The sequence below is a fragment of the Chroococcidiopsis sp. CCNUC1 genome, assembly GCF_023546805.1.
Classification (GTDB): Bacteria; Cyanobacteriota; Cyanobacteriia; order Cyanobacteriales; family Chroococcidiopsidaceae; genus Chroococcidiopsis; species Chroococcidiopsis thermalis.
In genome coordinates this window covers 2,880,807-2,893,570 of the sequence record NZ_CP097480.1, presented here as the reverse complement: position 1 = coordinate 2,893,570, position 12,764 = coordinate 2,880,807, and the positions used below count along the sequence as shown (strand labels likewise).

The 12,764-nt window shown below is 46.3% G+C and carries 9 protein-coding genes; 6 read left to right on the top strand and 3 right to left on the bottom strand.

Annotation, left to right across the window (positions count from 1 at the left end):
* Window positions 1-45: 45 nt before the first annotated feature.
* Together ftsZ and M5J74_RS13515 are read right to left on the bottom strand one after the other, a co-directional pair.
* On the bottom strand, window positions 46-1,311 hold the full coding sequence (gene ftsZ / locus M5J74_RS13520) for a cell division protein FtsZ (RefSeq protein WP_015154609.1): 1,266 nt from the start codon (window positions 1,309-1,311) through the stop codon (window positions 46-48).
* A 915-nt stretch (window positions 1,312-2,226) separates the two neighbouring features.
* Window positions 2,227-3,057, bottom strand: a complete 831-nt coding sequence (locus tag M5J74_RS13515; protein ID WP_015154606.1) for a cell division protein FtsQ/DivIB — start codon at window positions 3,055-3,057, stop codon at window positions 2,227-2,229.
* Window positions 3,058-3,261: 204 nt separating this feature from the next.
* On the opposite strand from M5J74_RS13515, the gene aroC reads away from it, so the two are divergent.
* Complete coding sequence (aroC, locus tag M5J74_RS13510) at window positions 3,262-4,353, top strand: chorismate synthase (protein ID WP_015154605.1); 1,092 nt, start codon at window positions 3,262-3,264, stop codon at window positions 4,351-4,353.
* Window positions 4,354-4,429: 76 nt separating this feature from the next.
* On the opposite strand, the gene M5J74_RS13505 is transcribed toward aroC, so the two are convergent.
* Window positions 4,430-4,963 (bottom strand): vitamin K epoxide reductase family protein, encoded by a 534-nt coding sequence (locus M5J74_RS13505; protein ID WP_106168098.1) that lies wholly within the window; start codon window positions 4,961-4,963, stop codon window positions 4,430-4,432.
* Window positions 4,964-5,233: 270 nt separating this feature from the next.
* Here M5J74_RS13505 and M5J74_RS32710 point away from each other — a divergent pair, with 270 nt between their 5' ends.
* The 5 genes from M5J74_RS32710 to M5J74_RS13485 all read left to right on the top strand — a co-directional run bounded on the left by M5J74_RS32710 (window position 5,234) and on the right by M5J74_RS13485 (window position 12,716).
* Complete coding sequence (locus M5J74_RS32710; protein ID WP_256498786.1) at window positions 5,234-6,994, top strand: condensation domain-containing protein; 1,761 nt, start codon at window positions 5,234-5,236, stop codon at window positions 6,992-6,994.
* Window positions 6,933-8,207, top strand: coding sequence for an amino acid adenylation domain-containing protein (locus M5J74_RS32705; RefSeq protein ID WP_371934038.1), 1,275 nt, complete (start codon window positions 6,933-6,935; stop codon window positions 8,205-8,207). The genes M5J74_RS32710 and M5J74_RS32705 overlap by 62 nt, the downstream gene beginning before the upstream one ends.
* A gap of 93 nt (window positions 8,208-8,300) precedes the next feature.
* Complete coding sequence (locus M5J74_RS13495; RefSeq protein WP_250016966.1) at window positions 8,301-8,708, top strand: phosphopantetheine-binding protein; 408 nt, start codon at window positions 8,301-8,303, stop codon at window positions 8,706-8,708.
* Entirely contained in the window at window positions 8,705-10,738 is a 2,034-nt protein-coding gene (locus M5J74_RS13490) for a condensation domain-containing protein (protein ID WP_250016965.1), read from the top strand. Before M5J74_RS13495 ends, M5J74_RS13490 begins: the two co-directional genes overlap by 4 nt.
* Window positions 10,734-12,716 carry an amino acid adenylation domain-containing protein gene (locus M5J74_RS13485; protein ID WP_371934037.1) on the top strand — a complete coding sequence of 661 codons (1,983 nt, stop codon included), beginning with the start codon at window positions 10,734-10,736 and terminating at the stop codon, window positions 12,714-12,716. The genes M5J74_RS13490 and M5J74_RS13485 overlap by 5 nt, the downstream gene beginning before the upstream one ends.
* Window positions 12,717-12,764: the final 48 nt, after the last annotated feature.

Sequence of the window (12,764 nt, the reverse complement as noted above, 5' to 3'; positions counted from 1 at the left end):
CAAGAAGAATATATTCGATCCATAGAAAAACAATCGCGCTTCCCATCAACGTGAAGGTCGCCGCCGTTGCAAAAACTCGGGAATATCCAAGCCAGGTTTTTCTTTGTTGTCATTAGCTGATGGCGTTGACGGCGCTGGTGCTGTTGGGGATTTTTTAGCAATTGGTATACCTGGAGTCGGGGTAGTTGGTTGAGAATCAGCTTGATTGAATCCGGTAGCAATGACAGTGATTTTCATTTCCCCTTGTAGTTTGTCATCAATCACTGCACCAAAAATGATATTAGCATTGGGATCGACGACTTCATAAATCGTATCTGCTGCCATATTCACCTCATGCAGCGTCATATCGCTGCCACCAGTAATATTAATGACGACTCCTTTTGCTCCTTCAATTGACGACTCCAGTAAAGGAGAAGAAATAGCTGCGTTTGCTGCTTCTCTAGCACGGGTTTTACCAGAGCCGGTGCCGATCCCCATTAGTGCCGATCCTGCATCTGCCATGACTGCTTTCACGTCGGCAAAATCTACATTCACTAACCCAGGGATCGTGATAATATCGGAGATTCCTTGTACCCCTTGACGCAGAACTTCATCAGCAGTCAGAAACGCATCTCGCAAGGCGGTCTGCTCGGAGATTACCGATAGCAGTTTATCGTTGGGGATCAGAATCATCGTATCAACTCGGTCTTTCAGTGCGTCTATCCCTTGGTGGGCTTGGTTAGCACGGCGACGACCTTCAAAACCAAAAGGACGGGTGACAACGCCTACAGTTAAAATACCCTTTTCCTTGGCGATTTCCGCCACAGTTGGTGCCGCACCTGTACCAGTACCGCCTCCCATCCCAGCGGTGATAAATACTAGGTCTGCTTCTCCTATAGCGTTAGCAATTTCATCTCGCGACTCCTCTGCCGCTTTCTCTCCCATTGCTGGATTGCCACCTGCTCCTAGTCCTCGCGTCAGCTTTTGTCCGATTTGTAGCTTTCTAGGTGCGGCGCTATGGGTCAGCGCCTGAGCATCAGTATTAATTGACCAAAACTCTACACCAGTAACCCCACTCTCAATCATTCGATTGACAGCATTGCCACCACCGCCACCGACACCGATTACTTTGATATTCGCTACCCGACTCGGAAGAATATTGCTATCGCTCAAGTTGTCCTCCCCAGTAGCAACTTCCCTGATGTAGTTTTGTCCGAGATGCAGCCCTGTACTGTTAAAGTCCCCAGTCGAATTCATGCCTAATGGAAAATCCGACCGCCCTGGAGATTGGGAGGTTTTAAGGGTAACGTCTATTTTACTGTTAAGTGTCATTGGAATCTAGGTGTGTACGAACAACTTTTTTTAAGCGTGACAATTTGGATAAGAGTTTACTATAGGTTTTTTCCTATGGCTTATCCTCGGCAATTTCAGTTAAGGCATCAATGCTAACCTGACTTTGGCAGCGAACGGGCGAGCCTACTGCTGTTTTCAAGAGATTAGATAATTGGATGCACTATAGTTAACTTGAAATTGTTCTGTATAAACTGCTCGATCTGATACAAAGCAATTGCGACTGCTGATTTCTCGCTGCAAAGTTGTTTTAACTGAGGCTGCGGCAATTGTTGGCATCTCTAAAGCTGTCTCCTTTGTCTAGAACAAATGGTAAATAACACCGTATATTTTTACGCGATTGAGCAATAAACCGAATGCAATGCTTGTATTTCTTAATTTTTTAACAAAATCGAAGTTTTTTCGGAGATTTTGCTGATATCAGCAAATTTTTTCCTTACCTTTTTGCAAAAAAATCCAGTTATTCCACCGCGATCGCGGTGGAATGACTGAACTCTAGCCAGTAAAATCAATCTTTTTCATACTTGCCCCTATCTGATCGATACATTTTGTGACAGCGAGCGAATAAACTCGCGAATGACATCAGTTTTGGTTCTTTGGTGCTTTTTGCAGTATTGCTCCAATATAGACATCTCTGTGGTGGGAATTCTAATACTTAAGTGATTTTCTGACATAGGTGCTGCAACTTGCGCTACTCCGCAAGCAAGGTAATGCCTGCACCCATGTACATTCAAGCGTGATTCTACTGACAAGTTACAATAAGCTTGTCGATGACTCCAATTTACCTCAGTATAATTACAGAGGATGTCCAAATATATTTAAGTTGTTTATACATATTTCATACATGTTTAAAAAACTTCTAATATATAGCATCAAATCATCTCATAAAAGTGGAAATTACTGTAGATTACTTTTGATTATTTTTGGATTTGTCGGTACGTTCTGGACTGGGCTTGCTTCAGTTTCTTTTTGATACATTTGTACTAAAGGAGCGGCAGGATTTTTCAAGTCTATATAGTCAATTTGGCGAGAATTAATTTGAGTTGAAATCGGACTCATTTGAGCCAAAACATGAAGTTGTTTGGTTAATCGTTCGCTATAAGGACCGAGGTGGACGGTTCCTAATTCAGTTTTGAGAATGAGATTGCTTGGATCTTGACAATCAATTTCCAAAACTTCAATCCCACTTTGACCGATTTTTTGATAAAGGGAACTCCAGTAAGCGCGATAAGTCTCTGGTGAACCCAAAACTTTTAATTGAGGCTTAAGACGCTGCCGAACTTGGGCAGGGTAAGATTCAAATGGAATCCACGCGCCCCGCGAGTCGAGAAAGCCAACAGATGCTTTGGAGTAGGGTGTGGAACTATTGGGAATCAAACGGGCGATCGCTACAGCTACAGGCGTGCGTTCTTGCACTTGGACGACTAAACTAGGAGGAAAGAGTCGGCGAGCCACCTTAGCATCAGCAATTGGAGGGTAGGATTCCAAAGTTTGAGCGATCGCCATTGGCGAAATTTGCAGCAGCGATTGAGGATATGCTAGAGCGAGGCGCGAAAGAATAACTGGCTTAGATAACAAACTGTTACCTTCAATCGCCACTTGTCGATTGTCGCGTAACACCCAACTAGGTCGCGTCATTGCCCAAATTGTAATAGCCAAAAGCCCCGATAGAGATAGTGTCTGCCAAATAGCCTTTAGTACCTGCCCAAAATCGCGGTTTCGTCTCATTTCGCTCTCCCCGTCAACTCGCGCTGACATATTAGCGCAAGTTAGTGAGTAGTGAGTAGTGGCTAGTGGCTAGCATCTGAGTCTTCATCTAGTCACCAGTCACCAGCCACTAATCACCGATTGCTGATAACTGAAAAAGAATCCCCTACATCTAAAGCTTCAGAATGTGATACAAAAATCAACAGTTCCTCACAACACAGCATCATGGGCAATACCTTCGGACATTTATTTCGGGTGACGACTTTTGGCGAATCGCACGGTGGCGGTGTGGGAGTCGTCATTGATGGATGTCCACCACGCTTGGAGATTTCCGTGGAGGAAATTCAGTGGGAACTCGATCGCCGGCGACCAGGGCAAAGTAAAATTACCACACCCCGTAAAGAAGCTGATAGCTGCGAAATTTTGTCGGGGATATTTGAGGGAAAAACACTAGGGACACCAATCTCGATTTTGGTGCGCAACAAAGATACCCGTCCCCAAGATTATGACGAGATGCAACAAAAGTATCGCCCTTCCCATGCCGATGCGACCTATGATGCTAAATACGGGATTCGTAACTGGCAAGGCGGGGGACGTTCTTCAGCTAGAGAGACAATTGGCAGAGTTGCAGCAGGGGCGATCGCTAAAAAAATCTTACATCAAGTTGCTGGGGTAGAAGTTGTTGCTTATGTTAAGCGCATCAAAGACATAGAAGGCGTTGTCGATCCCAGCAGCGTAACTCTAGAACAGGTAGAAAGTAACATTGTCCGCTGTCCCGATCCCGAATGTGCCGATCGCATGATTGAATTGATCGAGCAGATTGGCAGACAAGGCGATTCTGTCGGTGGTGTTGTCGAGTGCGTAACGCGCAACGTACCTAGAGGTTTGGGTTCCCCAGTATTTGACAAACTAGAAGCAGATTTAGCGAAAGCTGTCATGTCTTTACCCGCTACCAAAGGCTTTGAAATTGGCTCTGGGTTTGCGGGAACTCTGATGACAGGTAGCGAACACAACGACGAATACTATACAGATGAAAATGGAGAAATTCGCACTGTTACCAACCGTTCTGGTGGGGTACAAGGAGGAATTTCTAACGGTGAGAATATTATTTTGCGAATTGCTTTTAAACCAACAGCGACAATTCGGAAGGAACAAAAGACAGTCACAAATGCAGGGGAAGAGACACTATTAGCTGCCAAAGGTAGACACGATCCCTGCGTGTTGCCCAGAGCTGTACCGATGGTAGAGGCAATGGTAGCTTTAGTACTATGCGATCATTTACTGCGGCATCAAGGTCAATGTAGCGTATTAAGTTAACAAAAGTCAAAAGTCAAAAGTCAAAAGTCAAAAGTCAAGATTGACCGATGACCGATGACCGATGACCAATGACAAATTATCGCGTGTTACTTGCTTTTACATCCTCGCGACGACCGAGTAGAGTTCGAGTAGCAGCCATAACTTCTGGTGCGGCAAGTATTATCGATACAAGCGAACAAAATGTTGCTACCTGGCAATATTCACAAAGTGCCTTGTTCTCATTCCATTCTTCCCGCGCTAGTTCGAGCGAAAGAACTCCATCGAATAAGAGCTTAACGCCCATTGCGATCGGTAATATAGGATTGCGTCTGGCGCGGTCTATACCCCCAGCAGAAGCTATCCAGGCTGTGAGGGCGTAATTAAGTGTCATCAGGGGTCCATCGGGCGAATTGAAGCGACTGTAGGCATAATTAGAAGCATCTACGCGGTCTGCATCAAAAAGCTGCTGTCCTGGAGGATCGGGTAAATGGCTAACGACTCCAGTTTGGTAGAGTGTAACAAGTTGTCCCATCGCACCGCCTACTGTAGATAAACCAATAATCCAGCGCCGACGAGTCATATCGGGGCTTTGTCCTTTACGCAGTTCTTGGCTTAGTTGTGTTGGTTCCATATGGACGCGATCCTCGGCAAATAAATTGCTTCCCATTCTCAGCAAGTAACTTGGTGCGTACCACATACCATAGAGATAGTTATTATCAGATAGCAATTTTATCTCTCAAGCTTCGTTTCTCACGTTATATTTGAGTGCGTATTCTTGCAGTCATGATAGCTTTTGTTAAAGAAGCTGCATGAAATCACTCTATCTCTATCTCAGTGCAGATAAATTTTATACTCCATCTTTGTTAGATAGAGTCAGCCGATCGCGCAGGCAGATTCGTCAATGACTTCAATAGGATCGCTCGATAACATTTCTGAGGAAGTCTTTGTTTTTCCGGCATCGTTTGCACAACAACGGCTTTGGTTTCTCGATCGCCTATTTCCTGGTACTTCGTTCTATAATGTGCCGACGACGGTTCGTCTATCGGGCGTGCTTGACTTAAAAGCGTTGGAAGAAAGCTTTCATGAAATTGTCCGCCGTCACGAAATATTGCGTACCAACTTCGGAGTGCAAGAGGGGCAACCCGTACAACTAATTACGTCCCATTCAAAGGTATTTCTTAAGATATCCGATTTACAGCAGTTGCCTGCAAGCGAACGAGAAACAGCAGCGCAACAGGCGATCGCGCGGGAGATCCAGCAGCCTTTTAACCTGGATCGAGATTCTCTGCTGCGAGTAACGCTGCTACAACTAGACGAGTCAGAGTATGTTTTGGTCATCAATCTGCACCACATCGTTTTTGATGAGTGGTCGATCGCGATCCTAATTCGAGAATTAGAATTGCTCTACTCTGCTTTTAGTACGGGTAAACCTTCCCCTTTGCCCGAACTGTCAATTCAATATGCTGACTTTGCCCACTGGCAACGACAATGGTTGCAAGGGGAAGTGCTAGAATCGCAACTATCTTACTGGCGATCGCAGTTACACCATTTATCTGTTCTAGAGTTCGAGAGCAATCGTTGCCGTCCAAAAGAACGAGGCGATCGGGGAGCAATTAAGTTACTAGAGTTGCCACAAGACTTATCTCAAGCACTTTTGGCACTGAGTCATCAAGAAGGCGTAACGCTGTTCATGACATTACTAGCAGCGTTCCAAGTCTTGTTATATCGCTATACAGGACAGACCGATATAGCTGTAGGATCGCCAATTGCCAATCGCAATCGGCGGGAATTAGAGGATTTAATTGGCTTTTTTGCCAATAGTTTAGTTCTACGAACCGATCTCTCAGGTAATCCCAGCTTTCGCGAGTTGCTGGCGAGAGTGCGACAGGTGACGGTAGAAGCCTACGCTCATCAAGATTCACCCTTTGAAAAGTTAGTAGAAGAGTTGCACCCAGAACGTCAAGGAAGCCGCAACCCATTGTTTCAAGTGGTATTTGCGCTGCAAAACGCACCTATAGAACAGCTAACGCTACCTAAACTCTCGCTCTCTTCCTTCAAAGTGGAAACAACAACCGCTCGGTTCGATCTAGAGTTTTATCTATGGGAGTGCGCCGAAAACTTTAGGAGTTTGTGGGGCGACGGGTGGCAGCAGTCGGAAGGATTGCGTGGTGTTTTAGTTTACAACACCGAGCTGTTTGAGCCAAGTGCGATCGCCCGGATGCTAACTCATTTCCAAATGTTATTAACTGGAGTAGTTACCGATCCCGACACAAATTTAGCAGATCTACCGATTTTGAGCGCCGCAGAGCAGCATCAATTAGTAGAGTGGAATCAAACTGGACGTAGTTATCCAGAGCGCGGCATTCACCAATTGTTTGAACTTCAGGTAGAACAAAGTCCAAATGCTATTGCAGTAAGTTTTGGCGATAGACAATATACCTATCATGAGTTGAATAGTGGTAGCAACCAACTGGCACATTATCTGCGAAAACTAGGTGTAGGTTGCGAAACGCTGGTAGGTATCTGCATGGAACCTTCTCCAATGGCGATCGCTTCTTTGCTAGGTATCCTCAAAGCCGGAGCAGCTTACGTTCCTCTAGATCCTACCTATCCCCCGAACGGTTGCAGTTCATGTTGGAGGATGCTCAAGTATCTGTACTAGTGACGCAACAAGCATTAGCCCCCTTTTTAAGCTCAGTTGGAGGGATCGAAATTTAAAAGTTGTTTGTTTAGAACAGGATTGGGAAGCGATCGCGCAAGAAAGCGAGCAGAACCCAAGCGGTCGAACAACCGTAGATCGCCTTGCCTACGTAATTTATACTTCTGGCTCGACGGGAACCCCAAAGGGCGTAGCAGTAACTCATCGAGCCGTAAATAGATTAGTATGCAACACCAACTACATCACCTTAGAACCTGGGGATAAAGTCGCTCAATGTGCCAATCTGTCATTTGATGCAGCAACCTTTGAGATTTGGGGCGCACTGCTAAATGGAGCGCAATTAGTGGGGTGCGATCGCGAAGTGATGCTTTCTCCCCAAAAGTTTGCCCAAGCGATTCGACAGCAGGAAATTAGCATCCTGTTTTTGACAACCGCTTTATTCAACCAAGTGGCGCGAGAAGTACCTGAGTGTTTTCGTTCGCTGCGCTACTTGCTATTTGGGGGTGAAGCAGTTGATGTCAGGTGGGTAAAAGCAGTCAAGCAGCACGGCGCACCCGCACATTTGCTGCACGTATATGGACCGACTGAAAACACTACATTTACTTCCTGGTATGAAGTGCAAGACATACCAGAAGCAGCAACATCAATTCCGATCGGTCGTCCCGTTGCTAGCACTCAAATCTACCTGCTGGATACTCACCTAAACCCCGTACCTGTTGGCGTTACCGGAGAAATTTACATTGGTGGCGATGGATTAGCAAAAGAATATTTGAATCGTCCTCAGTTGACGGCTGAACGATTTATTGGTCAAGGGAGCAGGGAGTCGGGAGGAAGAGAGCTGAGGAAGTTGAGGGAGCTGAGGAAGCTGAGCAAGCAAAAAAACACGCACCACTCAATTACCAATTACCAATTACCAATTACCGATACCCGCTTGTACAAAACCGGAGATCTCGCCCGCTATCTTCCCGATGGTAATCTCGAATTTGTTGGTCGTACTGACGCGCAAATTAAGTTGCGGGGTTTTCGGATTGAGTTGGGCGAGATTGAAACAGTCTTGAAGCAGTATCCGATTGTAGAAGAAACTGTTGTTGTGGTGCGGGAGGATGGGAGTAGCGATCGCCGTTTGGTTGCTTACATCGTTCTCAACACGAAGAGATCCCCCCAACCCCCCTTTTTAAGGGGGGCTAGCAAATTTCCCGCTTCGCAAGGGGACTAGGGGAGAGCGAGGCTAGTAAATTCCCCCCTTCTCAAGGGGGTTAGGGGGATCGGCGATCTGCGAAGCTTCCTCAAAACAAAACTGCCAAATTACATGCTGCCTTCCGCTTTTGTAGTCTTGAAGGCTTTGCCACTAACACCTAACGGCAAAGTAGATCGGCAAGCACTTCCCTCACCCGATTTTACTTCTGTCGATCTACCAACCCTTGCACCGCGAACGTCGGTTGAAGCTCAGTTAGCGCAGCTTTGGGCGGAAACTTTGGGACGACAAGTAGGTATAAGCGACGATTTTTTTGAATTGGGCGGACATTCGCTCTTAGCCACGCAATTAGTTTCCCGAATACGCGATCGCCTTGGGGTAGAAGTGCCACTGGGAGTTCTATTTGAAACACCAACGATTGTGGCGATCGCGCAATATATTGATACGCTCCGTGGCGCAGATCGGGTACAAACGGCTGAGGCTGAGACATCCGCTCAAAATCGCGAGGAGGTAGAATTTTGACAAGTATTGAGTTCTTAGCCTACCTACGCTCTTTAGATATTCAGCTTTTCGTTAAGGGAGAAAGCTTGCGCTGTAACGCTCCTGAAGGGGTATTATCTCCCCAGTTACGGGCAAAAATTGTCGATCGCAAATCTGAGCTGATCGCCCTGTTGCACCAGGCAAATGCTCAAATCGATCGCTCTCCCCAGTTGGTAAGAATATCGCGCGATGCCGAAGGCAGTTCGCTACGCGACCATCGCTCCCTACCTCTGTCATTCGCTCAGCAGCGATTGTGGTTTTTGGATCGCTTAGTACCTAACAACCCTTTTTACAACATACCTTTTTCAGTTCGGCTGCAAGGGAAACTTGACTATGTAGCTTTAAAGCAAGCTTTTGGGGCAATCGTCGATCGTCACGAAGCCTTGCGTACCAACTTCGTCAAGCTGGACGGGCAACCAGTTCAGATCGTTGCCCAAAAAGTCAATTTATCTCTGCCTGTTGTGGATTTGCGCCATTTACCCCCAAACGAACGACAACTCACAGCCGAGCAAATCGCTACAGAAGAAGCCCAACAGCCATTTAACCTAGCCACCGATCTGCTACTACGAGTGAAATTGTTGCAGTTAGATGCAGCTGAATACGTCCTGTTGCTAAATCTGCACCACATTGTTGCCGATGGTTGGTCGCTGGGGGTACTGGTGCGAGAACTGGGATTACTCTACACCGCTAAGAGTGAAAGCAAACCTTATCCATTAGCAGAATTGCCGATCCAGTATGCCGATTTTGCCTATTGGCAACGGCAATGGCTGCAAGGGCAAGTATTGGAGTCGCAACTGTCCTACTGGCGATCGCATCTGGCAGATCTACCGATCCTGAATCTTCCCACTGATAGAACCCGCCCTGCCGTACAAACTTATCGCGGTGCAACACAAAGCCTAAAGTTATCAAAAACTCTCACCCAGTCCCTAGAAGCCCTAAGTCAGCAAGCAGGTGTAACTCTGTTTATGACCTTGCTGGCAGCATTTCAAACATTGTTACATCGCTATACCGGACAAGAAGATATTGCCGTTGGATCGCCCATAGCTAACCGCAATCATAGCCAATTAGAGCCATTAATTGGTTTTTTTGTCAATAGCCTAGTGCTGCGTGTCGATCTCTCCGAGAACCCCAGCTTTCGGGAATTGTTGACAAGAGTACGGCAAGTGACATTAGGAGCCTATGCCCATCAAGACTTACCTTTTGAGAAGTTAGTAGAAGAGTTGCACCCAGAGCGCGACTTGAGCCGTAACCCTTTGTTTCAAGTCGTCTTTGCGCTTCAAAATGCTCCGATGCAACCCTTGGAGTTACCTGGGCTAATGTTGAACCCGTTGAAGTTTGACGTGTCTACCACGCGATTCGATCTAGAGTTGCATTTGTGGGAGTGCGATCGCGGGTTGAATAATTTGTGGGAAGGATCGGTAGATGGACTGAGTGGTTTCGTAGCATACAACACCGATTTATTTGATGCATCTACGATCGCTCGAATGCTAGCTCACTTCCAAGCATTGTTAGAAGGCATAGTTACCAATCCCGATACACGCATCGCTAACTTACCCCTATTGAGTGCAGCAGAATACCATCAACTATTGGTGGCATGGAATCAAACTAGCTGCGATTATCCAGATTTGTGCATTCATCAATTATTTCAAGCACAAGCAGCAAGAATGCCCGACGCTATTGCGGTTGTTTTTGCAGACGAGCAACTAACTTACCAGGAATTGGATCGACGGGCAAATCAACTAGCGCACTATTTACAACAATTAGGCGTTTCTTCTGAATCTTTAGTAGGAATTTGTCTCGATCGCTCTCTAGAAATGGTAATAGGCATATTGGGCATTTGGAAAGCAGGCGGAGCTTATATTCCCTTCGATCCAAATTATCCCAGCGATCGCCTAAAGTTCATGCTTGACGATACTCAAGTGGCGATCGTGCTAACCCAGAGTTCTTTAGCCCCCCTTTTTCAGGGGGGTTGGGGGATCGGACTGAGCCTGGAAACGAAGAACCAGAATTAGCCCCCTTTTTCAGGAGAGTTGGGGGAATCGGACTGAGCCTGGAAACGAAGAATCAGAATTAGCCCCCGTTTTTCAGGAGAGTTGGGAGGATCGTCTAATCTGCCTAGATACTGACTGGAAAACCATCGCCACATACGATGATGAAACACCCAACAGCAACGTAACAGCCAATAACCTAGCCTACGTCATCTACACCTCTGGCTCGACCGGAAAACCGAAAGGAGTTTTAGTAGAGCATCGAGGATTATGTAATGTCGTCCAAGCTCAAATTCAAGCATTCAAACTACAACCAAAAAATCGGATTCTACAATTTAGCTCCCTCAGTTTTGATGCGTCTGTCTTTGAGATGTTACTAGCGTTTGGGGTTGGCGCTAGCCTTTACATCCCACCCAAAACAGCCCGTTTACCTGGACCCGAACTAGTTCAGTTCTTGCAAGACAAGGCGATCGATACTACTATTCTCCCCCCTGCGGTTCTAGCAATTTTACCAGCAGCAGAACTGCCCACTCTTCAAACAGTAATTTCTGGCGGTGAAGCTATTAAACACGAAATCGTGCAGCAATGGGCTGTAGGTCGTCGCTTTTTTAACGCCTACGGACCAACAGAAGCAACAATCTGGGCGACAGTTGCTCAGTTAAGCGCTACTGGTAATAATGACAACAAGCCATCCATTGGTCGTCCCATTTCTAACACCCAAATTTATCTTTTAGATTCTCACCTCCAGCCCGTACCAATTGGAGTCGTTGGCGACTTGTACATTAGCGGTGATGGGTTAGCACGGGGCTATTTAAATCGTCCCCAGTTGACGGATGAACGGTTTGTCTGTTTAGGCAGCAGGGAGCAGGGAGTAGGGACGAGCTGGGAGCAGGGAGCAAGGGAGAGTAATAACCAACCACCGATTACCAACTACCAACTACCAATTACCGATCGCCTTTACAAAACCGGAGATCTCGCCCGCTATCTTCCCGATGGCAATCTTGAATTTGTCGATCGCATCGATAATCAGGTAAAAATTCGGGGATTTCGGATTGAATTAGGCGAAATAGAAACACTATTGCTTCAACACCCAACAGTGCGAGAGACTGTGGCGATCGCCCATGAGAATGCTACAGATAAGCGTATAGTCGCCTACATCGTATTGAATCGGGACAGCACTCAGGAACTCCCAAATTTGCAGGACGAGCAGGTTAAGCAATGGCAAAATCTTTACGACCAGACTTATCATCAGCCTGCTACAAATAACGATGCTACTTTCAACATCATAGGCTGGAATAGTAGCTATACAAACCGACCAATTCCAAAAGAGCAAATGCAACAATGGGTAAGCGATCGCACCCAGCAGATTTTGAGTTTGCAGCCTCAGCGGGTATTAGAAATTGGTTGCGGTACGGGTTTATTGCTGTTTCAAATTGCGCCACACTGTACTCAGTATTGGGGAACTGATTTCTCATCTGCATCCATTGAATACATCGAGCAACAGTTAGCAACTCAACCATTGCCTCAAGTCAAGTTACTTCAGAGGGTGGCAACTAACTTTGAAGGTCTAGAGGCAAATAGCTTTGATGCAGTGATTCTTAATTCGATCGTGCAGTACTTTCCTAGCGTAGATTATCTCCTGCAAGTGCTGGAACAAGCAATTCATACTGTTGCCCCTGGTGGCTTTGTCTTTATTGGAGATGTACGGAGTCTACCCTTGTTGTCAGCTTTTCATGCTGCGGTTCAATTGGAGCGGGCAGATAATACCGCGAGTCGAGAGCATCTGCAACAGCAGGTACAGACGGCGATATTTCAGGAGACGGAACTGGCGATCGATCCTGCTTTCTTTCATGCCTTGAAACAGCACTGGGAACGAATTAGTCATATTCAAGTTCAGCTCACACGCGGTCGATATTGTAATGAATTAACTCAGTTTCGCTACAACGTAATTTTACATATCGAGGCAGATCCCCCTCGCTCCCCCCTTATCAAGGGAGGTTAAATAAATCTTCATGCCCCCCTTTCCAAGGGGAATTAGAGGGATCTTCAT

Excerpts from the sequence above, each read along its gene's own strand:
- M5J74_RS13495 (WP_250016966.1), top strand. The coding sequence starts at position 8,301 with ATGCTGCCTTCCGCTTTTGTAGTCTTGAAGGCTTTGCCACTAACACCT.
- M5J74_RS32710 (WP_256498786.1), top strand. The coding sequence starts at position 5,234 with ATGACTTCAATAGGATCGCTCGATAACATTTCTGAGGAAGTCTTTGTT.
- M5J74_RS13505 (WP_106168098.1), bottom strand. The coding sequence starts at position 4,963 with ATGGAACCAACACAACTAAGCCAAGAACTGCGTAAAGGACAAAGCCCC.
- aroC (WP_015154605.1), top strand. The coding sequence starts at position 3,262 with ATGGGCAATACCTTCGGACATTTATTTCGGGTGACGACTTTTGGCGAA.
- M5J74_RS13515 (WP_015154606.1), bottom strand. The coding sequence starts at position 3,057 with ATGAGACGAAACCGCGATTTTGGGCAGGTACTAAAGGCTATTTGGCAG.
- ftsZ (WP_015154609.1), bottom strand. The coding sequence starts at position 1,311 with ATGACACTTAACAGTAAAATAGACGTTACCCTTAAAACCTCCCAATCT.